At 58.9% G+C, this 24,348-nt stretch carries 27 protein-coding genes and 1 pseudogene; 8 read left to right on the top strand and 20 right to left on the bottom strand.

Annotated features, from left to right (window positions below):
* Positions 1 to 76: 76 nt before the first annotated feature.
* The 6 genes from PMI27_RS17360 to puuE form a co-directional block, all read right to left on the bottom strand.
* Complete coding sequence (locus PMI27_RS17360; protein ID WP_008146157.1) at positions 77 to 1,435, bottom strand: nucleobase:cation symporter-2 family protein; 1,359 nt, start codon at positions 1,433 to 1,435, stop codon at positions 77 to 79.
* A 119-nt stretch (positions 1,436 to 1,554) separates the two neighbouring features.
* Positions 1,555 to 2,856, bottom strand: a complete 1,302-nt coding sequence (locus PMI27_RS17365) for a urate hydroxylase PuuD (protein ID WP_008146155.1) — start codon at positions 2,854 to 2,856, stop codon at positions 1,555 to 1,557.
* 50 nt (positions 2,857 to 2,906) lie between these two features.
* Positions 2,907 to 3,410, bottom strand: a complete 504-nt coding sequence (locus tag PMI27_RS17370; RefSeq protein WP_008146154.1) for an ureidoglycolate lyase — start codon at positions 3,408 to 3,410, stop codon at positions 2,907 to 2,909.
* A 125-nt stretch (positions 3,411 to 3,535) separates the two neighbouring features.
* A complete protein-coding gene (gene alc / locus PMI27_RS17375) occupies positions 3,536 to 4,531 on the bottom strand; it encodes an allantoicase (protein WP_008146152.1) in 996 nt (331 codons plus the stop codon).
* Between the two features lie 102 nt (positions 4,532 to 4,633).
* Positions 4,634 to 5,149 (bottom strand): 2-oxo-4-hydroxy-4-carboxy-5-ureidoimidazoline decarboxylase, encoded by a 516-nt coding sequence (uraD, locus tag PMI27_RS17380; protein ID WP_008146150.1) that lies wholly within the window; start codon positions 5,147 to 5,149, stop codon positions 4,634 to 4,636.
* Positions 5,146 to 6,072, bottom strand: a complete 927-nt coding sequence (puuE, locus tag PMI27_RS17385) for an allantoinase PuuE (RefSeq protein ID WP_008146148.1) — start codon at positions 6,070 to 6,072, stop codon at positions 5,146 to 5,148. The genes uraD and puuE overlap by 4 nt, the downstream gene beginning before the upstream one ends.
* Positions 6,073 to 6,493: 421 nt before the next feature.
* Here puuE and uraH point away from each other — a divergent pair, with 421 nt between their 5' ends.
* Positions 6,494 to 6,847 (top strand): hydroxyisourate hydrolase, encoded by a 354-nt coding sequence (gene uraH, locus PMI27_RS17390; protein ID WP_008146146.1) that lies wholly within the window; start codon positions 6,494 to 6,496, stop codon positions 6,845 to 6,847.
* A gap of 216 nt (positions 6,848 to 7,063) precedes the next feature.
* On the opposite strand, the gene PMI27_RS17395 is transcribed toward uraH, so the two are convergent.
* The 3 genes from PMI27_RS17395 to PMI27_RS17405 form a co-directional block, all read right to left on the bottom strand.
* The gene (locus PMI27_RS17395; RefSeq protein ID WP_008146144.1) at positions 7,064 to 7,690 is read right to left on the bottom strand and encodes a LysE family translocator; all 627 of its coding nucleotides are present in this window, start codon (positions 7,688 to 7,690) and stop codon (positions 7,064 to 7,066) included.
* A gap of 78 nt (positions 7,691 to 7,768) precedes the next feature.
* On the bottom strand, positions 7,769 to 9,118 hold the full coding sequence (locus PMI27_RS17400; RefSeq protein WP_008146141.1) for an NCS2 family permease: 1,350 nt from the start codon (positions 9,116 to 9,118) through the stop codon (positions 7,769 to 7,771).
* 199 nt (positions 9,119 to 9,317) lie between these two features.
* The gene (locus tag PMI27_RS17405; RefSeq protein WP_008146140.1) at positions 9,318 to 9,764 is read right to left on the bottom strand and encodes a MarR family winged helix-turn-helix transcriptional regulator; all 447 of its coding nucleotides are present in this window, start codon (positions 9,762 to 9,764) and stop codon (positions 9,318 to 9,320) included.
* A gap of 81 nt (positions 9,765 to 9,845) precedes the next feature.
* Between PMI27_RS17405 and PMI27_RS17410 the strand changes: the two genes are divergently transcribed.
* Positions 9,846 to 11,012 (top strand): aminotransferase-like domain-containing protein, encoded by a 1,167-nt coding sequence (locus PMI27_RS17410; RefSeq protein ID WP_008146138.1) that lies wholly within the window; start codon positions 9,846 to 9,848, stop codon positions 11,010 to 11,012.
* A gap of 219 nt (positions 11,013 to 11,231) precedes the next feature.
* Here PMI27_RS17410 and PMI27_RS17415 read toward each other — a convergent pair whose 3' ends face one another.
* The 8 genes and pseudogenes from PMI27_RS17415 to PMI27_RS17445 all read right to left on the bottom strand — a co-directional run bounded on the left by PMI27_RS17415 (position 11,232) and on the right by PMI27_RS17445 (position 16,114).
* Positions 11,232 to 11,603 carry a glutathione S-transferase N-terminal domain-containing protein gene (locus PMI27_RS17415; RefSeq protein WP_008146136.1) on the bottom strand — a complete coding sequence of 124 codons (372 nt, stop codon included), beginning with the start codon at positions 11,601 to 11,603 and terminating at the stop codon, positions 11,232 to 11,234.
* A 101-nt stretch (positions 11,604 to 11,704) separates the two neighbouring features.
* Positions 11,705 to 12,250 (bottom strand): GTP cyclohydrolase I FolE, encoded by a 546-nt coding sequence (folE, locus tag PMI27_RS17420; RefSeq protein WP_033053183.1) that lies wholly within the window; start codon positions 12,248 to 12,250, stop codon positions 11,705 to 11,707.
* A gap of 22 nt (positions 12,251 to 12,272) precedes the next feature.
* Positions 12,273 to 12,554, bottom strand: a pseudogene (locus PMI27_RS32100) (site-specific integrase); the annotation flags it as partial.
* Positions 12,555 to 12,647: 93 nt separating this feature from the next.
* On the bottom strand, positions 12,648 to 13,322 hold the full coding sequence (locus PMI27_RS17425; protein WP_008146132.1) for a polysaccharide lyase family 7 protein: 675 nt from the start codon (positions 13,320 to 13,322) through the stop codon (positions 12,648 to 12,650).
* A gap of 312 nt (positions 13,323 to 13,634) precedes the next feature.
* The gene (locus PMI27_RS17430; RefSeq protein WP_008146129.1) at positions 13,635 to 14,369 is read right to left on the bottom strand and encodes an XRE family transcriptional regulator; all 735 of its coding nucleotides are present in this window, start codon (positions 14,367 to 14,369) and stop codon (positions 13,635 to 13,637) included.
* Between the two features lie 69 nt (positions 14,370 to 14,438).
* On the bottom strand, positions 14,439 to 14,996 hold the full coding sequence (locus tag PMI27_RS17435) for a Smr/MutS family protein (RefSeq protein WP_008146127.1): 558 nt from the start codon (positions 14,994 to 14,996) through the stop codon (positions 14,439 to 14,441).
* A gap of 75 nt (positions 14,997 to 15,071) precedes the next feature.
* Positions 15,072 to 15,392, bottom strand: coding sequence for a hypothetical protein (locus tag PMI27_RS17440; RefSeq protein WP_008146123.1), 321 nt, complete (start codon positions 15,390 to 15,392; stop codon positions 15,072 to 15,074).
* A gap of 131 nt (positions 15,393 to 15,523) precedes the next feature.
* Complete coding sequence (locus PMI27_RS17445; protein ID WP_008146122.1) at positions 15,524 to 16,114, bottom strand: cysteine hydrolase family protein; 591 nt, start codon at positions 16,112 to 16,114, stop codon at positions 15,524 to 15,526.
* Positions 16,115 to 16,352: 238 nt separating this feature from the next.
* On the opposite strand from PMI27_RS17445, the gene prmB reads away from it, so the two are divergent.
* The gene (prmB, locus tag PMI27_RS17450; protein WP_008146120.1) at positions 16,353 to 17,261 is read left to right on the top strand and encodes a 50S ribosomal protein L3 N(5)-glutamine methyltransferase; all 909 of its coding nucleotides are present in this window, start codon (positions 16,353 to 16,355) and stop codon (positions 17,259 to 17,261) included.
* 125 nt (positions 17,262 to 17,386) lie between these two features.
* Here the strand turns inward: prmB and PMI27_RS17455 are convergent, their stop codons facing one another.
* Together PMI27_RS17455 and PMI27_RS17460 are read right to left on the bottom strand one after the other, a co-directional pair.
* Positions 17,387 to 18,178, bottom strand: coding sequence for a hypothetical protein (locus tag PMI27_RS17455; RefSeq protein ID WP_008146118.1), 792 nt, complete (start codon positions 18,176 to 18,178; stop codon positions 17,387 to 17,389).
* A 131-nt stretch (positions 18,179 to 18,309) separates the two neighbouring features.
* A complete protein-coding gene (locus PMI27_RS17460) occupies positions 18,310 to 19,308 on the bottom strand; it encodes an alpha/beta hydrolase (protein WP_008146117.1) in 999 nt (332 codons plus the stop codon).
* Positions 19,309 to 19,391: 83 nt separating this feature from the next.
* Here PMI27_RS17460 and aroC point away from each other — a divergent pair, with 83 nt between their 5' ends.
* From aroC to mtnC, 5 genes are read left to right on the top strand one after another with little or no spacing between them, the layout of a single operon-like run.
* A complete protein-coding gene (gene aroC / locus PMI27_RS17465; protein WP_008146116.1) occupies positions 19,392 to 20,483 on the top strand; it encodes a chorismate synthase in 1,092 nt (363 codons plus the stop codon).
* A gap of 34 nt (positions 20,484 to 20,517) precedes the next feature.
* Positions 20,518 to 21,663 (top strand): MFS transporter, encoded by a 1,146-nt coding sequence (locus PMI27_RS17470; RefSeq protein ID WP_008146114.1) that lies wholly within the window; start codon positions 20,518 to 20,520, stop codon positions 21,661 to 21,663.
* Positions 21,660 to 22,286, top strand: coding sequence for a methylthioribulose 1-phosphate dehydratase (locus PMI27_RS17475; protein WP_008146112.1), 627 nt, complete (start codon positions 21,660 to 21,662; stop codon positions 22,284 to 22,286). The genes PMI27_RS17470 and PMI27_RS17475 overlap by 4 nt, the downstream gene beginning before the upstream one ends.
* Before the next feature lie 20 nt (positions 22,287 to 22,306).
* Positions 22,307 to 22,852, top strand: a complete 546-nt coding sequence (locus PMI27_RS17480) for a 1,2-dihydroxy-3-keto-5-methylthiopentene dioxygenase (RefSeq protein WP_008146110.1) — start codon at positions 22,307 to 22,309, stop codon at positions 22,850 to 22,852.
* Between the two features lie 4 nt (positions 22,853 to 22,856).
* Positions 22,857 to 23,540 (top strand): acireductone synthase, encoded by a 684-nt coding sequence (mtnC, locus tag PMI27_RS17485; RefSeq protein ID WP_008146107.1) that lies wholly within the window; start codon positions 22,857 to 22,859, stop codon positions 23,538 to 23,540.
* A gap of 306 nt (positions 23,541 to 23,846) precedes the next feature.
* Here the strand turns inward: mtnC and PMI27_RS17490 are convergent, their stop codons facing one another.
* Positions 23,847 to 24,125, bottom strand: a complete 279-nt coding sequence (locus PMI27_RS17490) for a DUF3509 domain-containing protein (RefSeq protein WP_008146103.1) — start codon at positions 24,123 to 24,125, stop codon at positions 23,847 to 23,849.
* Positions 24,126 to 24,348 lie beyond the last annotated feature (223 nt).

The raw sequence follows: 24,348 nt of genomic DNA, 5'->3' as shown, positions 1-24,348 counted from the left end.
AATGCGGTTTGCTTGAGAGAATGCTGGGGCCGCTTCGCGACCCAACGGGGATAAATCCCCTCGCCACAGAGTTCGATCAGTGAGGGTGCGCGTGGCAGTCGTTGATGGCCGCGCGTTCGGCGCCGCCGAGGATGTTGAACAGCAGGTTCAGCGACAGCGCACTGAGCGTGGCCATGGCGATGCCGCTGTGGGTGATCGGGCTCATCCACAGCGGAAGGTGGGCGAAGAATTCCGGACGGACCACCGGGATCAGCCCCATGCCGATGCTCACCGCCACCAGCAACTGGTTGCGACGGTCACCGATGTCGGCTTCCTGAAGAATCTTGATCCCGGTGGCGGCGACCATGCCGAACATCGCAATCGCCGCGCCGCCCAGTACGGCGGGAGGAATCGAGGCCACCAGAAACGCTGCTTTCGGCAACAGACTCAACACCACCAGCAAACCGCCGGCGACGATGGTCACCGAGCGGCAACGCACGCCGGTCATCTGCACCAGGCCGATGTTCTGCGCGAAAGAGGAGTGGGTGAAGGTGTTGAAGAAACCGGCGAAGAACGAGGCGCCGGCATCACACAACAAACCGCGACGCAGCATCCGTGGGCAGACGTCCTGGCCGGTGATTTTGCCCAGCGCCAGGAACATCCCGGTGGACTCGACGAAGATGATCACCACCACCAGACACATGGAAAGGATCGGTGCGAGTTCAAACTTCGGCATGCCGAAATGCAGCGGGGTCACGAATTGCAGCCACGGCGCCTGGGCCATGCCGCTCAGGTCGACCATGCCGATCAGGCCGCAGAGCACGTAACCCAGGCACATGCCGATCAGCACGGAAATGTTGACCCAGAAACCGCGCATGAAGCGGTGGACCAGCAGAATGGTGGCCAGCACCAGCGCGGCGATGGCCAGGTAAATCGGCGAGCCGAATTGAGCGGCACCTGCACCGCCGCCGGCCCAGTTCACGGCCACGGGAAACAGCGACAAACCGATCGAGGTGATGACCGTGCCGGTCACCAGAGGCGGGAAGAAGCGTACGACTTTGGACATGAATGGCGCGATGATCAAGCCGAAGAACCCGGCGGCGATGGTCGCGCCGAAGATCCCTTGCAGGCCGATGCCCGGCATGCCGGCCATGGCGACCATGCTGCCAACGGCGGCGAAACTGGCGCCCATCATCACTGGCATACGGATGCCCATGGGGCCGATGCCCAGCGACTGCACGATGGTAGCGATCCCGGCCACCAGCAGGTCGGCGTTGATCAGGAAGGCGATTTCTTCACGACTCAGGCCAGCGGCCTGTCCGATGATCAGCGGCACCGCGATGGCTCCGCCGTACATCAGCAGAACGTGTTGCAGGCCAACCAGGATCAGTTGCAAAAGGGGTAAACGCTGAATGGCGGGTGCGTCGGGGATGCGGGCTTTGGATAGCTCGGACATGCAACACCTCGGATCTTTTTTATTCTTGTGATTTTGTGCATCAGGGACCGCGGCGCGGCCAATCGCGGGCAAGCCTTGCTCCTACAGGAGCGAGGCTTGCCCGCGATGCTTTTCAACGGTTAATTGGTGGGGGCTCCCTGAACAATCCACGCGCCGATCAGGTCACGTTCCTGCTGGGTCATCTGGGTGATGTTGCCCAGTGGCATGATCTGGCTGGTGACGGCTTGTGCCTGGATGCGCGCCGCGTTCTGGCGGATCTGCTCGGGGGTATCGAACATCACGCCGGCCGGTGCGGCACTGAACAGCGGGCTGGTCGGTTTGGCCGAATGGCAAACCGCGCAACGTTCCTGAATCACGCTGTGCACCTTGTCGAAACCGGGGCCGGCGTTGGACGCCTGAGCCGGTGCAGCGGCAGGCGCAGCAGGTTTCGCCGCGTCAGGTTTGGCACCACCACCGAGGGCGGTTTCCGGCAACGGCTGGTACTCGATGGTGCCAGGCGCCTTGGCCACTTCAGGGGCGCTGGGCATCTGCGCCGGGCCAGTCACGTAAGCCAGGCAGATCATGCCCACTGCTGCGACGGGCAAGGTCCAGGCAAACTTGTGGCTGTCATGACGGGTGTTGAAGTAGTGACGCACCAACACCGCCAGCACCGCGATCCCGGCCAGGATCAGCCAGTTGTATTGGCTGCCGTAGGTACTCGGGAAGTGGTTGCTGATCATGATGAACAGCACCGGCAAGGTGAAGTAGTTGTTGTGACGCGAACGCAGCAAGCCTTTGGCCGGCAGCGCCGGATCCGGTGTGCGGTTTTCGGCAATCGCGGCAACCAGTGCACGCTGTGCCGGCATGATGATGCGGAACACGTTGCCGACCATGATGGTGCCGATGATCGCGCCGACGTGCAGGTACGCACCACGACCGCTGAACACTTTGCTGAAGCCGTAAGCGGCGCCAATGATCAGCACGAACAGGATTACGCCTAGCAGGGCAGGGCGTTTGCCCAGGGCCGAGTCGCAGAGGAAGGAGTAGACGAACCAGCCGACGAACAACGAGGCAATGCCCAGTGCGACCCCTTCAGGGCCGGTCAGGCTGCTGCCCGGTGCCAGCAGGTACAGCGTCGGGTTGGAGTAGAACACCACGCACAGCAGCGCGATCCCCGACATCCAGGTGAAATAGGCTTCCCATTTGAACCAGTGCAGGTTGTCCGGCATGGTCGGTGGGGCCAGTTTGTATTTTTCCAGGTGGTAGATACCGCCGCCGTGGATCGCCCACAAATCGCCCGCCAGACCACTTTTCGGGTTGACCCGATTGAGGTTGTTTTCCAGCCAGACGAAATAGAACGACGCACCGATCCAGGCCACGCCAGTAATCATGTGAACCCAGCGCACGCTCAGGTTCAGCCATTCCAACAGATGTGCTTCCACAGTCTTTACCTCTCGCCTGTCACTCTGTTGTCGAGTGATCAGACCTTCTCTTATTGGTGGGGGGCGAGGATCAAACGCTCATCCTCTTTGAAAAAATGCTCATCGCAGTTGTTGCCTGTGCCACTGCGATCAACCACCAGGAAGTCATCCCGCTTTTCGATCGTCAGCACCGGATGGTGCCAAACGCCGCGATGGTAATTAATGCCCTGCCTGCCGTTGGTGACGAAGGCGCGGACCAAGCCTGATACAGGTTCATCGCCAAGTGGCGCGACCACGATCAGAAAAGGGTTGCCGAGCAGCGGAATGAAAGCCTGGCTGCCCAGCGGGTGACGCTCCAGCATGCTGACGGTCAGCGGCATGTCCTGCGCGTCGGCGCGGAAGATGCTGATGATCGCGTTGTCCTCTGGCTTGGCGGTTTCAACCGTCGCCAGTTTGTGAAAGCGCATGGTCGAACCGTTGTTGATCATGAAGTGATCGCTGCCGTCGGTTTCGATCACGTCACCGAAAGGGGCGAAGGCTTCTTTGGTCAGCGGTTCAATCGTCAATGTGCGCATGCTGGTCTTCTTACCTTGAATTCGTTGTTGTATTGCCCTTTGTAGGAGCACAGCTTGCTGGCGATGGGGCCCTCACTGACGCCATCGCCAGCAAGCTGTGCTCCTACAGGTTTTTCATCAGCCGCTTATTTAGCGACCTTGCCCAAAACGCGGAGGCGGCTCACACCACCATCCGGGAACACGTTCAGGCGGATGTGGGTGATCGGCCCCAGCGCCTTGATCTGCTCGGCGAAGGTGTGTTCGGCGTGCATTTCCAGTTTCTGCGCCGGCAGCAATTCGCGCCAGAACAGCGATTGGGTTTCGATCTGGCTGTCGGTGCCGCCCTTCACGAACGCGCCCTGGATTGAGCAGGTGTCCGGGTAGTTGCCCTTGAAGTGCAGGGTGTCGACGATGACTTTTTCGATCTCGCCGGCATGACCCAGCGCGACGATGACCCAGTCATTGCCTGGCGTACGACGACGTGCGGTTTCCCAGCCGTCGCCCATGTTGATGCCACGGCCCGGGTTGAGGATGTTGCTCATGCGACCGAAGTGTTCGTCGGAGCAAGCGAGGGCGCGGCCACCGTTCAGGGCTGCTGCCAGATCAACTTGCTCGTTGTCGCCCACTGCGGACCAGTCGCGGAACGGAATACCGTAAACACGCAGACGGGCCACGCCACCATCCGGGTAGATGTTGAAGCGCAGGTGGCTGAACGCCTGGTCGTTGCTGATTTCGTGGTAGTGGTGGCTGTTGCCTTGCAGCTCGACGGCGGACAGCACTTCAGTCCACTGGGTGTTTTCGTCCGGCTCACCCGAGGCCAGGAAGCACGCTTCCAGGGAGGCCGACGGCGGGAAGTTGCCGGTGAAGAATGAAGTGTCGATGTCCACGCCCTTGATCGAACCCGGGACGCCCAGGCGGATCACGGCGCTGTCGTAGCCTTCGAAGCGCTTGCGGCGCGACTCCCAGCCGTCCATCCACTTGCCGTTGTCATCGAACACGCCCTCCTTCCACACAGCCGGGGTCGGCTGGAACAGGCGGTTGGCATCAGCGAACCAGTCATCGGTGACCGAGATGATTTTGGTGCCCAGGCGGGCGTCGGCCAGGTTGACGAACTTCTCGAAAGGTACGGCGTAAGCTTTCATTCTTCTTGTCTGCCTTTAATTAGTTGGCTTGGGATGCTCGCAGGAGCCCTGGGTGCTTTTTTGCGTTTAAGAACACTCGGGGCTTTTCACAAGGGCTGCTCGCTAAAGGGTCAGTAATCGGAACAGGGCGATCTTGTTGATCTCCGCCAGCGCGCATTTGAATTCGGTATCTGCCGAGTTGTGAATGCGCGTTTCGAACGCCGCGAGGATCTGATGCCGGTTGCTGCCTTTTACCGCCATGATGAAGGGAAACTTGAACTTGGCCTTGTAGGCGTCGTTCAGCTCGGTGAAGCGCTGGAACTCTTCGGCCGTGCATTGGTGAATACCCGCGCCAGACTGTTCTTCAGTACTGGCCGCGGTAAGCTGGCCCTGGACGGCGGCTTTGCCGGCCAGGTCCGGGTGAGCGTTGATCAGTGCCAATTGACTGGCGTGATCGGCGCTCAACAGGATGTCGCTCATGCGCTGGTGCAGGGTTTCGATCTGGTCGATCGAAGCGTCCTGGCCCAGGTCGAAGGCCTTCTCGGCCACCCATGGCGAATGTTCGTAGATGTCGGCGAAGGCCGCGACAAACGCGTCGCGGCTCAGGGTCGAAGGCTTCAGGGTTTGGAAGTGGCTCATTTCGCGGCACCTTGATACGGGTGGGTTTCGTGCCAGTGGCGAGCGATGTCGACGCGACGGCTGAACCACACCTGTTCATGACTTTTAGCGTATTCGATAAAGCGTTTGAGCGAGGCCAGACGCGCCGGACGGCCGATCAGACGGCAGTGCAAGCCGATCGACAGCATCTTCGGCGCTTCGGCACCTTCGGCGTACAGCACGTCGAATGCGTCTTTGAGGTATTCAAAGAAGTCGTCGCCCTTGTTGAAACCCTGGACCTGGGTGAAGCGCATGTCGTTGGTGTCCAGCGTGTACGGAATCACCAGGTGCGGCTTGCCGGTCGGGTTGTTCGGTTCCCAGTAGGGCAGGTCGTCGTCGTAGGTGTCGCAGTCGTAGAGGAAACCGCCTTCTTCCATCACCAGTCGACGGGTGTTCGGACCGGTGCGGCCGGTGTACCAGCCCAGCGGACGTTCGCCGGTGATTTCGGTGAGGACGCGGATCGCTTCGAGCATGTGCTCGCGTTCTTGCGCTTCGTCCATGTACTGGTAGTCGATCCAGCGATAGCCGTGGCTGCAGATTTCGTGGCCGGCATCGACCATCGCGCGGATCACGTCCGGGTGACGCTGGGCGGCCATGGCCACGGCGAAGATGGTCAGCGGAATGTCGAATTCCTTGAACAGTTTCAGAACCCGCCAGACGCCGGCACGGCTGCCATACTCGTAAAGGGATTCCATGCTCATGTTGCGCGCGCCTTGCAGCGGCTGCGCCGAGACCATTTCCGAAAGGAAGGCTTCGGATTCTTTATCGCCGTGCAGGATATTGCGCTCGCCGCCTTCTTCGTAATTGAGCACGAAGGACAAGGCGATGCGGGCATTGCCCGGCCAGTGTGGGTGAGGAGGGTTACTGCCGTAACCGATCAGGTCGCGTGGGTAGTCAGCGCTCACTGCAGTCTTCCTTCTTATTCGTGGTAACGGTTTGTGTGAGCGGCCTGGCGATGAGATCCAAGGCTGGCGTCACAGCGATGGGCTGATTGTATACAACTTTATATCCACTTTGTAAGCCTGTTTTTTTGCATTTTTCACTGACTGTCATCTTCACATGTTATTGCAAGAAACCTGCCTGATTGGTCAGCTAATGGATAGAAGGTCCTTTGGCCCTATGGCTCGGCGGCAGATTCGGCGGGAATCCCGGAATGATGGGTATAGCGGTAAATATGTTGTTTTTATTGTGTACAATTTTTTTGAAAAGTGTCTTAATCAGTCGCTCGCCGCAGCGTTTCGTGCTCCGAATCGGTGCGGTCTCCTTTCAACTGACTTCGGGAGGCGCGAGGTCTGACTGCTCCACGCAGGCAGGCGCGCAGAATCAATGGGACGTTTGACTACTCACGTTTTAGACGCTGCACATGGTTGCCCGGGCAGCTCGATCAAGGTCGAGTTGTACCGCGTTGAAGGTTCGCAGCTGGAATTGGTCGCCACTGCGATAACCAACAGCGACGGCCGGGTCGATGCACCGCTGCTGCAAGGCGATGACTACCGTTCCGGGGTCTATCAGGTTCAGTTTCATGCGGGCGATTACTACCGCGCCCGTGGCGTTCAGCTGCCAGAACCCGCGTTCCTGGATGTGGTGGTGCTGCGTTTTGGCATCTCTGCAGAACAGGATCACTACCACGTGCCATTGCTGATTTCGCCGTATAGCTATTCGACGTATCGAGGCAGTTGATCCCCCAAGCAGCTGCCTCCTCCGAGAAGCGACTGCGCATATAGCTTCTTTGGTCTTTCGCCCGCTCACACTGCGGGCTTTTTTTTGCCTGTCAGAAGTGTGGTGTTTGTGATGACGCCATCGCGAGCAAGCTTTGCTCCTACGGGTTTTGTGTCGCTCGCCTGTGGACGAATCAAAACCCGTAGGAGCAAAGCTTGCTCGCGATGCTTTTGCTCTTTAGCGGCTCAACAGCGACGCAGCACCCGCACCACTAAACAACCCCGCACTCACCCGGTTAAACCAGCTCTGCCCCTTGCCACTGCGCAGATACCGCGCCGCACCATGAGCACCCAACCCATAAGCCAACTTGCACAGCAAATCCAGCACGGTCCAGGTCGCAATCATCACCAGCAACTGCGGCAGGAACGGCTGCTCGGCACTGAGGAACTGCGGGAGGAAAGCGGCGAAGAACAGAATATCTTTCGGGTTGCTGGCGCCCAGCATGAACGCGCGCCCGAACAGTGCGCGAAAGCGTGGCACTGGCGCAGCCTGGGGCACTTCAGCGCCGTGGGAGGGTTGACGCGATTGCTGCCAGCTCTGCCAGGCCAGGTAGAACAGGTACAGCGCCCCGACGATCTTCAGGGCGCTGAACAACTGTTCCGATGCCAGCAGCAAGGCGCCCAAACCCAGCGCCGACGCACTGAGCAAGCAGATCGACGCAATCACGCCACCCAGAAATGCCGGGTAAGAACGACGCAAACCGTAATTCAGACTGTTGCTGATCATCAGCAAAGACAGTGGCCCCGGGATCAGGATTACCACCAGCGCAGCGCCGCTGAACAGCAGCCAGGTTTCCAGACTCATCACTTTCCTCCATTTGCACAAAAGCCTCACCCGACGGGGTGAGGCTGTTTTGAAACCTGCTTTTGAAACGTAAACGGTTTACAAGAAAATGAACTTGGCGATGAAGATCGCGCAGAGCACCCACAGACTGATGGAAATTTCCTTGTGCTTACCGGTACAGGCCTTCAGTACCACGTAAGTGATAAAGCCCAGCGCAATGCCATCGGCGACCGAGAAGGTCAGGGGCATCATGATCGCGGTGACGATCGCCGGAATGCTGTCGGTCGCTTCGTCCCATTCGATGTGCTTCATGCCGCCCATCATCAGCATCGCCACATAAATCAGCGCACCGGCGGTTGCGTAAGCGGGAATCATGCCAGCCAGCGGTGCGAAAAACATTGCCGCAATAAATAGCACACCTACGGTCACGGCGGTAAGACCAGTCCGACCACCAGCGGCTACACCCGCGGCACTTTCCACGTAGCTGGTGACCGGCGGAACACCAACCATCGCACCGAATACGCTGGAAGCACTGTCGGCTTTCAGGGCGCGGGAGAGGTTTTCGATCTTGCCATCCGCGTTCACCAGGCCAGCGCGCTGGGCGACGCCCATGAGGGTGCCGGCGGTGTCGAACATGTGCACAAAGAGGAAGGCCAGCACCACGCTGATCATGCTGACGTTGAATACGCCGGCGATGTTCATGGCCATCCAGGTCGGCGCCAGGCTCGGCGGGGCGGACATGAGGCCCTCGTAGTGCACCAGGCCAAGGCCCCAACCCGCCAGGGTGACGGTGATGATGCTGATGAGAATCGCGCCGAACACTTTGTGATAGCTGAGTACGGCGATCATCAGGAAGCAGATGGCGGCCAGCAGCGGACCAGGTTCGCGCAGGGAGCCGAGCTTGATCAGCGTGGCCGGGCTGTCGACCACGATGCCCGCGGTTTTCAAGCCAATCAGCCCCAGAAACAAGCCCACGCCGGCGCCCATGGCAAAGCGCAAACTCACCGGGATGCTATTGAGCAGCCATTCGCGGATCCGCGAAAAGGTCAGGAACATGAACAACACACCGGAAACAAACACCGCGCCAAGGGCGGTTTCCCAGTTGTAGCCCATGGTGCCGACCACGGTGTAGGTGAAGAAGGCGTTGAGGCCCATGCCCGGCGCCAGGCCGACCGGCCAGTTGGCGTACAGACCCATCAACAGGCAACCCAGCGCGGCAGCGATGCAGGTGGCGACGAACGCGGCACCGTGATCGATTCCGGCGTCGGCCATGATGTTGGGGTTGACGAAGATGATGTAGGCCATGGTGATGAAGGTTGTCAGACCGGCAATCAACTCGGTCTTCACCGTGGTGCCATGCAAGCTGAGTTTGAAGATGCGCTCCAGCCAGCCATTGCGTAACGGCGGCGAGAGTTCCAGCGTCGGGGCTTCGGATTTGCGGCTTTCCACAGCGAGTACTCCTCAAGAGTTTTATTGTTATTTCCAGGGCCGGACCCATGAGGGTGGCAGCGACCCTTTGAGGTACTTGCGAATTTGTTGACCGCTTGGTCAGGAACTCGCACGAAGTGGATTATGCTTTTGTATACAAATAAAGCAAATAATGTTTTTGATTTTGTAGACGAAAAGTTTGTTGATCGGGATATATCGGCTACTCGGCTGGCGCTTGGGCTTTACCCAGCGCCAGATTCACCGCCAGCCACCCATTCACCGCCGTCTCCCCAGCCTCGGCAAACACCCGCTCCAGCAATTTCACCTGCTCACGCCGCAACGACTGCTCAAACCGTGCGCCATCGTCGGTCAGCTCCAGCAACCGCTTACGCTTGTCGGTTTCGGAAGCGACACTGTTCACCAAATGCATCTCCACCAACTGGCGCAGCGGAATGTTCAGCGCCTGTTTCGTTACCCCGAGCAACGCCAGTAACTCCTTGACGCTCAAGTTGGGGTAGCGCGCGATGAAAAACACTATGCGTTGATGCACCCGGCTCAAGCCACGACGCTCGAGCATTTCGTCGGCTTTCGCGGTGAACGCCTGATAACCGAAGAAAAACGCTTCCATCGCTTGTTGCTGAGTAGCGGGGTTTTTAAGGTCAAGCATATTGACGTATCCGTTCGGTCTGTCGTAATTTCGGTCAACCAGTTTGACTCATTTTCCTCAGGCCTCGCTACCGGTGACCCCATGGCATTTTCCGAACGTGTCTCGCGTCTTAAAAGTTCTTTGATCCGTGAAATCCTCGCCGCCGCCCAGCGCCCGGAAGTGATGTCGTTCGCTGGCGGCTTGCCGGCCGAAGCCATGCTGCCGAAAGTCGAGTGGGCCGACATGCCGCTGTCCATGGGCCAATACGGCATGAGCGAAGGTGAGCCGGCGCTGCGTGAAGCGCTGGCAGCAGAGGCTCGGGTGCTGGGCGTACCCTGCGAGGCGAGTCAGGTGTTGGTGGTCAGCGGCTCCCAGCAAACCCTTGATCTGGCGGCCAAGCTGTACATCGACAACGGCACCGAGATTTTGCTCGAAGCGCCGACTTATCTGGCGGCCTTGCAGATTTTTCAGCTGTTCGGCGCCGACTGCATCACGGTCCCGCTGGAGGCTGATGGCCCGAACCTGGCGCAACTACGTACTCGTCTGGAAAAACACCGTCCGGCGTTCATCTACCTGATTCCGACTTTTCAGAATCCTTCGGCCGTGCGCTACAGCGAAGCCAAGCGCGATGCCGTGGCAGCCTTGCTCGATGAGTTCGGCGTGACCTTGATCGAAGACGAGCCCTACCGCGAGCTGACCTTCGACGGTGGCAGCGCCACGCCGATTGTCAGTCGCTTGAAAAAGGCCAGCTGGATCTACACCGGCACCGTGTCGAAAACCCTGTTGCCCGGATTGCGAGTCGGCTATCTGATCGCCAGTCCGGATCTCTTCCCGCACTTGCTGAAACTCAAGCAATCGGCCGACCTGCACACTAATCGCGTGGGCCAGTGGCAAGCGCTGCAGTGGATCGGCACCGACAAATTCCAGCATCACTTGAGCGAGCTGCGGGACTTCTACCGGGTTCGTCGGGACGCGTTCCAGTCAGCCCTGGAAACGCATTTTGCGGATTTGGCAGACTGGAATGTGCCGCAGGGCGGGCTGTTTTTCTGGCTGACGCTCAAGCAGCCGCTGGACACGCGTACGTTGCTCAAGCCTGCACTGGCAGCGGATGTGGCGTTCATGCCGGGCGAGCCGTTCTTTCCTGAGCCGGACAGCAACCCGGGGCATTTGCGCCTGAACTTCAGCCACATCGACCCGGCACGGCTGGACGAAGGGCTTAAGCGTTTGGCTGCGGTGGTGCGTCAGGCTCAGGCGGCGGAAGCGGCTTGAGGGGAGGGTAGAAACGAATAAACCGGCGCAAGGGCCGGTTTATTTTTGTCTGGAATTTGTGGTGTCTGGGCGGGCGCCTTCGCGGGCAAGTCGGATCGCCGCACCGCTCGCTCCTACAGGTTGGCGGTGTGTCCGAATGGTCACCTCGCCCGTGTAGGAGCGAGCGGTGCGGCGATCCGACTTGCCCGCGAAGAGGCCATCAGCAGCACCACAAAACCATCAGGCCGCGGCAAACCGCTTGTCCAGATAATCGATGATCACCTTGGACTCATACATCCAGGTCGTCTGGCCATTCTCTTCGATGCGCAGGCATGGAACCTTGATCTTGCCGCCTTGCTCCAGCAAGGCCTGGCGATCCTGTTCGTTGTTCTTCGCGTCGCGCAGCGCCACCGGCACGTTCAAGCGGCGCAGGGTGCGGCGGGTTTTCACGCAGAACGGGCAGGCGTGGAACTGATACAGGGTCAGGTCCTTGGCCGCCGTGTTGACCTGAGCCTGAGCGGCGGCAGGGCGCTGCTTTTTGCCTGGGCGGGTAATGAAGTCGATGAAGATGATCAGTTGGCCAAGGCCGACACGAAGCGCTTTAACGAACACGGTATAAGCCTCACAGGGGCAAACAGAAGGCGCGCAGCTTACCTGATTTTCGCAGGCGAAAAAAAACCGGCGATGAATGCCGGTTTTCTTCGTGCTGCGAATTACTTGATGAGGCTGAGAAATTCGCTGCGGGTGGCCGCGTTTTCGCGGAACTCACCGAGCATCACCGAAGTGATCATCGTCGAATTCTGTTTCTCCACACCGCGCATCATCATGCACATGTGTTTGGCCTCGATCACCACTGCAACGCCCAGAGCGCCGGTGACTTGCTGGACCGCATCGGCGATCTGGCGGCTGAGGTTTTCCTGGATCTGCAGGCGGCGGGCGTACATATCGACGATCCGCGCGACTTTCGACAGGCCCAATACCTTGCCGCTCGGGATGTAGGCGACGTGAGCCTTGCCGATAAACGGCAGCAGGTGGTGTTCGCACAACGAGTAGAGCTCGATGTCCTTCACCAGCACCATTTCGCTGTTGTCGGAGCTGAACAAGGCACCGTTGGTGACCTCTTCCAGTGTCTGTTCATAACCGCGGCAGAGGTACTGCATGGCTTTGGCGGCACGTTTTGGCGTGTCGAGCAGGCCCTCGCGGGTGGCGTCCTCGCCCAGTTGGCCGAGAATCGCGGTGTAGTTCTGTTCCAGTGTCACAGAGGCTGATTCCATACGGGTTTCAGAGGGGTACTGTTTCTGTCTGTACCAATTGTGTGCCAATCAAGCTCTTTTCAAGTTTCCCGGGCTCACCCCAGTCAGTGCTGGTGTTGATCCATCGGGCGTAGGTCGATAGCAATATCTGAACGCTATGACCGAGCTGAGTGGCAATAAACGCAGGGTTCATCCCCGACATGGGGCACATGGTAGCGTATGTGTGCCGGCAGTTGTATTGCCGGCGGGCGCGAAGGCCCAAATCGGTCATTGCGGCCGGGAAGTGTTTGTCGGTCACGCTGGCCTGCCGGGTTTTATCCGCATCCCGCTACACCCTGTCGCCAAGGTGCAGCAGTGATGCTTTCCTGAAGCCTGTTTTGCTCATCAGGCCGAGCAGGTCGTATCAGGCGTGAGTGATCGACAGATCGCTGATGATGCAGACAGAACCGTCTAGCGGGTCCGTGGTGTCGGAGTAATCGATCTGGTTGTACACGCCGCCGTGGAAGGCGAGTGTTTTCGTGTCCCAGGTGTTGTCGAGGCGCATGATCGCGGAAGTGGATTGGACGCCGTTACAGCTAGCCGAAACAGAGACGGCGCCGCTCGAATTGGCGTGAATGTTGATTTTGAAAAGTGCACCGAGCGGCACGTTCTCCAAAATCGTCGAGTTGACCGGATCGTCCTGGAGGTAACTGGTTCGGAACCCCATGGTGATTTTTCCTTTGTTCCAGAACACCTTTACCGGAGGTCGTTCAGAGCCTTGCACATGAATCTGACCGATCACGACTTTCTGCAGCGAGTTGACTTTGGTCAGTCGCATTTCCTGGCGGTTCCAGTGGTCCGCCGCGCTGGAGAACAACCAGTAGCCTGGCTCTTTCCACTCGCAGCGGGTTCGTAGCGTGCTTTTGCTCGAGGCTCCAAGTGTCGGCGCCGTCATCTGCAGCGAACCATCGTCAAGCATTGAGATGACGTTGGGGCATTCGATCAGTGCGCGCCAGCCGATGAGCTCAAGCGCAATCGGGTTGGTGTCGGAGATTGGAAGCGGGGTAGCGATGGTGAAGTTGCTGATGTCTACAGTCATGGTTTTTGCCTCAGTCCATTGATGTTGCTTTTGGCTCTGGTGAGCCTTGCGTTTGATGCAGGCCTACATCCCACTGCCCACTCGGTGAATGGGCAGAAGTGATGCTTGGCAGCTTGCGATCGATTTCTCGTTGGCTTGAATACAAATATGGGTGTTCCCATATTATGTGTCAATGGGTATTCCCATATTTTATTCCGTACCTATATTCCAGGTACAAAAAAAGCCCGCGCTTGGCGGGCTCTCTTGGGTGGGCGTCGATTTGCCGTATTGCACGTCATGGCACTGGACGTTCCCGAATCACTGCAACTGAGTTCACCGTGAATACATCGCCCACCAAAAGACATGACCCAAGATCGCAATCTGCTGCTCCTGGATCTCGGCGAAGGTGTAGTCCTCGTCCGGATGCTCGTCTCGGTTGAAACTGCGTAGGCGGATCCCACTGGGCAGTCGGTAGAGCTGTTTCACGCGGAGCTGGCCGTTGTGGTTGATCGCGTACATGTCGCCGTCGACGATGTCGCCCAGCGAGTTCTTTCCGACGTTCATGCCCACGGTAGCGCCGTCGCGCAGTACCGGGAGCATGCTGTTTCCGCTCACCACCACGCACCTGGCGTTGCTGAACTGCACGTTGTTGTGACGCAGGTCTTTCTTGAAGAAGCGCAGCCTGGCGCTGTCGCTTTCTGAGATCACGAAACGGCCTGAGCCGGCCGCCAGCTCAACTTCACGCAGGAAGGGGACATAAACCTCGTCGTCATCCAGGGGCGTGCTGTCGTCCCAAGGCTGAATGTCTGACATTGAAACGCTTGGAGGGGGGCGATTCAACGGAGCAGCATCGGACACCCCCTTGAGCATGTCACCGACACCTTCAGCCAGCCACATCGGTGAAACGCCACACACTGAAGCGATCTGGGCAGCAAAGGCTGTTGCCTTCGATTTCCCGCGCTCGAGGTCGGAGATTGAGGTTTGGGTCAGGCCTGCGCGTTCGGCAAGCTCGGTCTGATTGAGCTTGGCGTGTTGGCGGGCTGCTTTGAGTCGTTCTTTGAATTCCATCTGCGGAGTATTACGGGAGCTCCTATATCATTGCAAATCGTTATCCCGATAATTTGCCAGGCGACAGCTTTATTCGTCGCGACCTTCCATCATGGTCCGTTTGAGCATCACATAAACCGCTCCGGCGCCGCCGTGTTTCGCTTGGCACGAGGTGAAGCCGAGCACTTGTGAATGTTGGCGCAGCCAGGTGTTGACGTGGCTTTTGATCATCGGCCGCTTGCCGTCCAGACGCACAGCCTTGCCGTGGGTGACGCGCACGCAGCGGATTTCGAATTTGGTCGCTTCGGCCAGAAACGCCCAGAGGGTTTCCCGAGCCTTTTCCACGCTCATGCCATGGAGGTCGAGGCTGCCTTCGAACGGGATCTGTCCGATCTTGAGCTTGCGCATCTGGCTTTCCTGAACACCGTCACGCGCCCACATCAGCTCGTCTTCCGGGCCAACATCGATGACGAACTGATCGGACAGCCCGTCAACGGTGGTGGCATCGGTGCGCACAGTGGCGGCCTGACGCAACTTGGCGATTTGCGCGCGGTCAGCTTTGGGTTTGCCGGTTTCGGCGCGATCGTGTTTGATCGGCTTGACGCCTTGGATCGCGCTTTTGAACAGGGAAAAATCGTCGTCTTGCATGTCAGCCTCCGCGAAGGGCGGCCAGTTTACCCAACTCGAGGGGAATGGGGCGCGAGAAAACGCACAGCACTCGGCTCAGTCGTGCTTTTTCATCAAATGCGGGGAGATGTTCAGCGCTTGCGACTGCCGCGAGCGGCGACGGCAGCGACGCCACAGCCACACGCCGAGGTACAGTACGAACAGGCCAATCGCCAGAATCACTGCCGAACCGACCCGGTTGGTATTCAACTCGCCCAAGGCGGGTGCGTGGCCAAGCAGGCTGGCTATGCCTGCCATCGCCAGCAACACACCGCTCATCGACAGCAAGGCAGCAAATGCCGCGCCGATTCGAAAACGCCAGTTGCGTTGGCCTTTGGGCCGCAAGCGGCGAGCGTCAAAACCATCGGATAACTTCATTCCGACCTTCCTCAATGGGTATCGGCCCTTCGACCGGGAGTTGACCGGGATGTTCCTGAGGCTAAGACAATTACAGCAAATGATAGGTTTTTGCGGATGAGCGGCGGCATGGACCGCTCATCGAGCGTCGATCAGATCAGTTCATGAGTCAATGCGAGGGTGGCGAAGTTGTCCGCCATGATCGCCATTTCGGTCTGCTGAACGTGGTCTGCACTCAATACGCCGCCCTTGTAAGGCAGGTCGCGAGTCGCGCAGGCGTCTTCTACCAGCGTGCAACGAAAACCCAGGTTCTTCGCGGCGCGCACCGTGGTGCTGACGCTGGAGTGGCTCATGAAACCGCACACGATCAGGTCCAGCGAGCCGAGATTCTGCAGGCGTTCCAGCAGTTCGGTGCCGTGGAACGCACTCGGCAGCAATTTACCGATGATGGTTTCGTCGCCCTGTGGTTCCAGGCCCGGGATGAACTCACCGCGCTCACCTTGTGGATCGAACAGCCCACCGACGGTACCGAGGTGGCGGACATGGACGATCGGCCGGCCGGCTGCACGGGCAGCAGCCACCAGTTGCTTGATGTTCGCGACGGCAGCATCCATGCCGCTCAAGGCCAACGGGCCGCTGAGGTATTCTTTCTGGGCATCGATGATGACAAGGGTCGCATGGCTCAGAACGGCAGCTGCATAACCGCGGCCGCTGAGTTGAAACATCGTTTTTGGAACGGACATTCTGGGGCTCCTTCGGGTGGGGCTTTTGCGACATTGTCCTCTGGCTGAGCGCTTCTGTGAATCGCTACCATCGTAGGCGCCGTCGTTGCTGGCTCGCAGCCTTGTCAATAGGCCCGTTTTGTTCAATAGCCGGTCGAAAAAATAGATTAGTCCTACATTCGCCCCGGTAGTTTTCCCGCGTCGTCGAGACGCGTTTTGGCTGTTAGAATCGCCAGTCGTTTTTTTTGGAGTTTACCCCGTGATCACTTCCCGACTTCGTACCCTGCGTGACCATATCCGTTGGGCCGTCAGCCGCTTCCATGGGGAGGATCTGTTTTTCGGCCATGGGACCGACAACGCCTGGGACGAAGCGCGTCAGTTGGTGTTGGGTGCCTTGCACTTGCCGTGGGAAATCGCCGACAGCTACCTCGACTGCAATCTTGAAGAAGACGAGCTGGTCAAGCTGCAACGCTTGCTCAAGCGCCGTATCGAAGAACGCATTCCTACCGCCTACCTGTTGGGTGAGGCGTGGTTTTGCGGCATGTCGTTCATAGTCGATGAGCGCGTATTGATCCCGCGTTCGCCGATTGGCGAGCTGATCGAAAAACGTTTCGAACCGTGGCTGGGCGCCGAACCTGCGCGGATTCTCGACCTGTGCACCGGTTCCGGCTGCATCGGTATCGCCTGTGCCTACGAGTTCCAGAACGCCGAAGTGGTGCTGGCCGATCTGTCGTTTGAAGCGCTGGAAGTGGCCAACCAGAACATCGAGCGCCATGGCGTCGATGAGCGGGTGTACACGGTGCAGGGTGACGGATTTGATGGTTTGCCAGGTCAGCGTTTTGACCTGATCGTGTCGAACCCGCCTTATGTCGATGCGGAAGATTTCGCCGACATGCCGGATGAATACCAGCACGAACCGGAGCTGGGCCTGGCCTGCGGTGATGATGGTTTGAACCTGGTGCGTCGCATGCTCGCCGAAGCGGCGGATCACCTGACCGAGAAGGGCTTGCTGATTGTCGAAGTGGGCAACAGCCAGGTTCACGTCTCGGCGCTGTACCCGGAAGTCGACTTCGCCTGGCTTGATTTCGAGCGCGGTGGGCATGGCGTGTTCATGCTGACGGCGGAACAGTGCCGCAACCATCAGGCGCTGTTCGCTTCCCGCGTCTGACCCCGAAAGCAATCGCGGGCAAGCCCGCTCCCACAGGTTTTTGTGCCGTGCTCAAATGATGTGGTACACACAAAACCTGTGGGAGCGTGGCTTGCCCGCGATGGCCACACCTCGGTCTAAAGTTGTTACCGGTGTGTGGCAATCCAGATCAACAACCCCGCCTGAAACACCGCAAACGCCACCAGGCAGGTAATGGTAAAGCGCAGTCCGGCGTCTTCGCGCTTGTACTTGCTGACTTTTTCTTCGTGTTTCTTGAGTTTGACTTCCTGCTCGGCGAGATTTTGCTCGGCTTGCTGGAGCATCTGCGCCGCCTCAAGAATTTCCACGACCTGCAATTTTTCCGTACTCCAGTCACTCAACAGGTCGCCGACCTGCACTTCTTTGACGCTGCCCTTCAAATGCTGGGCGTCGGCGTAGATCACGTCGAAACCATGCATCCGCAAAAAGTGATCGCGGCGCAGGCGAGTGTCTTCGTTCAGCGCATCCTTGTTGTTCAGGTCGGTGCCGTCGACGGTGTAGCCGGGCCATCTCTTTTTCGCCCAGGTAATGCCCTGAGCGGCCATGAAACGACCGATGCCACGGTTCATCGGTTCGATCTGTAAACCGCTGTCAGGCCCGAAATGCACGCGCTTGGTGGCGTGATCGACCCACACGTCCAGATGATTCTGTTCCTTGCGCACGCGCTGGCCGGGCAGCGCAATGCTCATGCGCATCAGGCTGTGTTCCTTGTTGTTGCGCTCGGCGTAACCGAACTCAACAAAGCGCAGCGGCCGTCCACCGGTGTTGCGGTCGGTTTTCAATGGCGCCAGACGGAGCATCTTGTGGTGCTCGGCGTGGACGTCCGCCCATGGCAGCTCGACCACTGGTGGTGCGTCTTTTTCAGCAGTGGTATCGGGTGAAGTCTGGGTATCAGTCATAACGGCGAGATCCTGTCCAAGCTCTGCTTGCCGCCAGTCATAGCGCTGGCGACAAAAGCTTATCGGCCGTTTTTTTCAGGACTGGAGGGTTAGGAGACGTTCTCAACCAGTTTTCACGCCCCTAACGCCGCTTAACTTGCGCGAAGTCCGTCAATAAACCCGAGGATTCGCGTGCCGAGTTCCGCTGCCAGAGGCAATTGCGGATCCTTATAAGAGGCCAATTGCCGTTTTACATCGTTGGGCACGATGCGCATCACGTGGTTCATGCCTTCGATCAGCGCCAGCTCGGCGTCCGGTTTGGCGGCCTTCAACAGCCTGGCATCACCGACACCGACCTGGATGTCGTTGCTGCCCTGGATGATCAGCGCCGGCATCTTCAACTTGGCGAACGCCGCCGCCGGATCCTGGCGGAACAATGAAATCAGATACGGCTGCACGCTCGGGCGGAAAATCACCTGCAACTGCGGCGGCACGTTGTCGTCGGTGTGGCCGGCCTTGAGGCTGTCGAGCAGTTCATTGCTGCGCAGCATCAGCGGTGGCGGCAGGCGATTGCTCAATTGCTGGCGCAGCACCTGATCGATCGGCCGGGCGCTGCCGGACATGGAAATGACCGCGGCGGCATCCAGGCTCGGCGCCGCGAGGCTGGCGATCAAGGCGCCTTCGCTGTGGCCCAGCAGGATCAACTGGCCAAATCGCGGGTCGGTTTTGAGCTTGCGGCCCCAGGCTTCGGCGTCGGCCACGTAGGCTTCAACCGACAGATTGCGTTCATCCGGGGTCGCCGCAAGGCTCGCCGCCACGCCACGTTTGTCATATCGCACGCTGGCGATGTTGTGTTTGGCCAGTACCCAAGCGAGACGCTTGAGGCTGTCGTTGCGTCCGCCGTCGGGGTTGTTTCCGTCACGATCTGTAGGACCGGAGCCGGAAATGATCAGGACAACCGGTACCGGCGTGTCGGACTTGGGCAGCAATAACGAGCCGAAAAGCTCGCCGGTGCCGGTGTCCAAGGTGATCGGGCGTTGCAGGACAGTGGCCTGTACAAAGCCGGTAAAGAGGGTAAGGCTCAAGGCTATAACTCGCAGCATCATCACGCCATCATGAACAAGATGCCGGTTGGACTCGCAGGCACCCATAAGGTTCGAGGATGAACTAGTTGGGTAGCCTGCGTATACTGGCGCGCATTACGTATTTGGTTCGAATTCACGGAGCGTCCTGCATGTCCGGCAATACCTACGGCAAGCTGTTCACTGTCACCACCGCGGGCGAAAGCCATGGTCCGGCGTTGGTCGCCATTGTCGACGGCTGCCCGCCGGGCCTGGAGATCTCTCTGGAGGATCTGCAGCGTGACCTGGATCGCCGCAAACCCGGCACCAGCCGCCACACCACCCAGCGCCAGGAAGCCGACGAAGTCGAAATCCTCTCCGGCGTGTTCGAAGGACGCACCACCGGTTGCTCCATCGGCCTGTTGATCCGCAACACCGACCAGAAGTCCAAGGATTACTCGGCGATCAAGGACCTGTTCCGCCCGGCCCACGCCGACTACACCTACCACCACAAATACGGCGAGCGCGATTACCGTGGCGGCGGTCGCAGCTCGGCCCGTGAAACGGCCATGCGCGTGGCAGCCGGTGCGATTGCGAAAAAATACCTGGCCACTCAGGGCATCGTCATTCGTGGCTACATGAGCCAGCTCGGCCCGATCGAAATCCCGTTCAAGACCTGGGATTCGGTGGAGGAGAACGCTTTCTTCAGCCCTGATCCAGACAAGGTCCCGGAACTGGAAGCCTATATGGACCAGTTGCGTCGCGACCAGGATTCGGTTGGCGCGAAGATCACCGTAGTCGCTGAAGGCGTAATGCCGGGCCTCGGCGAGCCGATCTTCGACCGTCTCGATGCCGAACTCGCTCACGCGTTGATGAGCATCAACGCGGTCAAAGGCGTGGAAATCGGCGCCGGTTTCGCCAGCGTTGCCCAACGCGGCACCGAACACCGCGATGAAATGACCCCGCAAGGTTTCCTCAGCAACAACGCGGGCGGCATTTTAGGTGGCATTTCGTCGGGTCAGCCGATCGTCGCGCACCTGGCGCTCAAGCCAACCTCGAGCATCACCACGCCGGGCCGTTCCATCGACATCCATGGCAACCCGGTGGAAGTCGTCACCAAGGGTCGCCACGACCCGTGCGTCGGCATCCGCGCCACACCGATCGCCGAAGCGATGATGGCCATCGTGCTGATGGATCACCTGTTGCGTCACCGTGGGCAGAACCTGGACGTGCGCGTGAGCACGCCGGTGCTGGGTCAGCTTTAATGGCTGACCTCACAGCCGCTGCGGTCTAAGGACAGTGGCGGCGCTCCCGTACTGGCGGCTCTCCAGTTTCTATTTGTTCTATTTCGCCTTGCTCGGTTCGACAGCGCCGTTTCTGGCGCTGTACTTCGATCACCTGGGCTTTTCCAGCGCGCGCATCGGCGAGCTGGTGGCGATCCCGATGCTGATGCGCTGCGTGGCGCCGAACATCTGGGGCTGGCTCGGTGATTACACCGGCCGACGCCTGGCCATCGTGCGCTTCGGTGCGGTCTGCACGCTGCTGACGTTTTCGCTGATTTTCGTCAGCAAGACCTACGCCTGGCTGGCGATGGTCATGGCCTTGCACGCGTTTTTCTGGCACGCGGTATTGCCGCAGTTCGAAGTCATCACCTTGGCGCACTTGCAGGGCCAGACTAACCGCTACAGTCAGATCCGCTTGTGGGGTTCCATCGGTTTCATCATTACCGTGGTCGCCCTTGGCCGATTGTTCGAATGGCTCAGCCTCGACATCTACCCGGTGGCGCTGGTGCTGATCCTGGCCGGAATCGTGGTCAGCAGCCTATGGGTGCCCAACGCTCAACCGATTCAGAGCGAACGGTTGGCGGGGGACGGTTTTCTCAAGCAGGTGCGCAGTCCCGGGGTGTTGGCGTTTTACGGTTGCGTGGCGCTGATGCAGATGAGCCACGGTCCTTATTACACCTTTCTGACCTTGCACCTGGAGCGACTCGGGTACAGCCGTGGGCTGATCGGTATGCTATGGGCGGTCGGTGTGGTCGCCGAAGTCTTGATGTTTCTGGCCATGAGCAAGATCCTCGCGCGTTTCTCCGTGCGTCGGGTGTTGCTGGCGAGTTTTCTGTTGGCGGCATTGCGTTGGTTGTTGCTCGGTTCGTTCGCTGAGTTCCTTTGGGTGCTGTTGTTTGCCCAGGTACTGCACGCGGCGACCTTCGGCAGCTTTCACGCGGCTGCCATCCAGTTCGTGCAACGTAGCTTCGGCGCACGCCAACAAGGGCAGGGCCAGGCGTTATACGCCGCACTGGCCGGCACCGGCGGCGCACTGGGCGCGTTGTATTCCGGCTACAGCTGGAATGCCCTCGGCCCGGCATTGACCTTTAGTATTGCCAGCCTCGCAGCCTTCGCGGCAGCCGTTATCATTGCGACACGTATGCAAGAGGACAGGCCATGAGCCTCACCCGTGAGCACCTCGCCCAGGAAATCATCGATGCCGGGCGTTTTCTGTATGGCCGCGGCTGGTCACCGGCCACCAGCAGCAACTACTCGGCGCGCCTGTCGCCGACTGAAGCGCTGCTGACGGTGTCCGGCAAGCACAAAGGCCAACTCGGCCCCGACGATGTGCTGGCGACCGATCTGTCCGGCAACAGCCTGGAACCGGGCAAAAAGCCGTCCGCCGAAACCCTGCTGCACACCCAGCTCTACAACTGGCGCCCGGAGATCGGCGCGGTGCTGCACACGCATTCGGTGAACGCCACGGTGCTGTCGCGCCTGACGCCGCAAGACTTCATCGAGTTCGAAGACTACGAACTGCAAAAAGCCTTCAGTGGTGTGTCGACCCACGAATCCCGGGTGCGTGTGCCGATTTTCGACAACGACCAGGACATTGCGCGCCTCGCCGCCAAGGTGCAGCCTTGGCTAGACGCGCATCCCGATTGCGTCGGCTACCTGATCCGCGGCCACGGTCTCTACACCTGGGGCGCGCGCATGAGCGATGCACTGCGGCAGATCGAGGCCTTTGAATTTTTGTTCGAGTGCGAGTTGAAGATGCGCTCACTCTTGAACTGTAAAGTATGAACCGTTAAGGAGTTGCCCTGATGAGCAGCCTGTCCGTTTACCACGTCTCAAGCCCTGATTTACCTAACAAGGTGCTGACACATTTCGAAGACATCGCCTCGACCCTGGCCGAGCAGGGCGTGCGTTTCGACCGCTGGCAAGCCACGGCGAAAATCCAGCCCGGCGCCAGTCAGGAAGAAGTGATCGCCGCGTATCAGGAGCAAATCGACAAGCTGATGACCGAACGCGGTTACATCACCGTCGACGTCATCAGCCTGAACAGCGACCACCCGCAAAAAGCCGAATTGCGCGCCAGGTTTCTCGACGAACATCGCCATGGCGAAGACGAAGTACGATTTTTCGTCGCCGGCCGTGGCTTGTTCTCCCTGCACATCGGCGATTACGTCTACGCGGTGCTATGTGAGAAAAACGACCTGATCTCGGTACCGGCCGGCACCCCTCACTGGTTCGACATGGGCGAGCATCCGCATTTCGTCGCGATCCGTCTGTTCAACAACCCCGAAGGCTGGGTGGCCAATTTCACCGGCGAAGACATCGCCAGCCGGTTCCCGCGTCTTGAGGACTGAGGCGATGCCGATCAAAGCAATTCTCACCGACATCGAAGGCACTACGAGCGCGGTGAGTTTTGTGTTCGACGTGCTGTTTCCCTACGCCGCCAAACACTTGCCGGATTTTGTTCGCCAGCACGCCGCGCATGCGGATGTTGCCGAGCAACTGGACGCCGTTCGCCGGGATAGCAACGAGCCGAACGCCGACGTCGAGCGAGTGATCGAGATTGTTCTGGGCTGGATCGCCGAAGACCGCAAAGCCACGCCGCTGAAAGCGTTGCAAGGCATGGTCTGGGAGCAGGGTTATCAGGCCGGAGAGTTGAAAGGCCACGTTTACCCGGACGCCGTTGAAGCGCTCAAGCGCTGGTATCAGGACGGCTTTAAACTGTTTGTTTATTCGTCCGGTTCGATCCAGGCCCAAAAGCTGATCTTTGGCTGTTCGGAAGCGGGGGATCTGTCACCCCTGTTCAGTGGCTATTTCGACACCACCTCGGGACCCAAGCGTGAAGCGAAGTCCTACGAGCGCATTACCCAGGCCATTGACCTGGACGCTTCGCAGATCCTGTTTCTGTCCGACATCGTCGAGGAACTGGACGCGGCGCGCACGGCGGGAATGGCGACGTGCGGACTGGCCCGAGAGGGCGGGGAGCTGGCGGGGCATGTGACGGTGGACAGTTTTGCGCGGATCGATCCTTCCACCCTATAACCACATACCCACATACCCACATACCCACATAACCACATAACCACATAACCCTGTAGGAGCTGAGCTTGCTCGCGATGGCGGTGTATCAGTCAGCACTAATGTCTCCTGATACACCGCCATCGCGAGCAAGCTCAGCTCCTACAGGAATCAGGAATCAGGAATCAGGAATCAGGAATCAGGAATCAGGGAACAGGAATCAGGAATCAGGAATCAGGGAACAGAGGCAAGGATTGCGTACCGTCAGAAACAAAACAGGCCGTGAAGCGAAAGCGCTCACGGCCTGTTTGTTTACAGCTCTGCAACGGTTTAAACCGAGTGATACGTCGGCAGGGCAAACCGCTGCTGGCTTTGCAGCATGGAAATCTGCGGCAGTTCGCTGGCCTGTTCGGCGATGTCACGGCGAATGGCACTGATCACCCAGGACAGCTGATCACCTGCATGCAATTGCTGGTAGGAAATCGAGCGTTTGAAGACTTTGCCGTCGGTGCTGCTCAAGGTCAGCAGAATGCCACCATCAGGACGTGGCTGGGTGGTCACTTCGAAGTTGGAGAACAGGGACGAAAATTTTTCTTGGATCAGGTTCATGTCTATCAGCTCCGTTAGCTCTTGAATGGCAAGCATGCAGAGGTAGTTGCAGTGATTGTGCCAGCACCTGATTTTTTAAAAATCCTTATATATCAATAGGTTGGTTTTTCAGTGTTTTTGCACTTTCGTGCAATCTGCATGAATGGCCATCGTGCATCCTGCATTTTGCGTGGTCGACATCGATTCGATGGAACCAATTGCCCCGCGCAAGCTCACGCTTTCG

This window comes from Pseudomonas sp. GM41(2012) (assembly GCF_000282315.2).
GTDB lineage: Bacteria > Pseudomonadota > Gammaproteobacteria > Pseudomonadales > Pseudomonadaceae > Aquipseudomonas.
The sequence above is the reverse complement of the archived record's forward strand: the minus strand, read 5'-3'. Positions and strand labels throughout refer to the sequence as shown.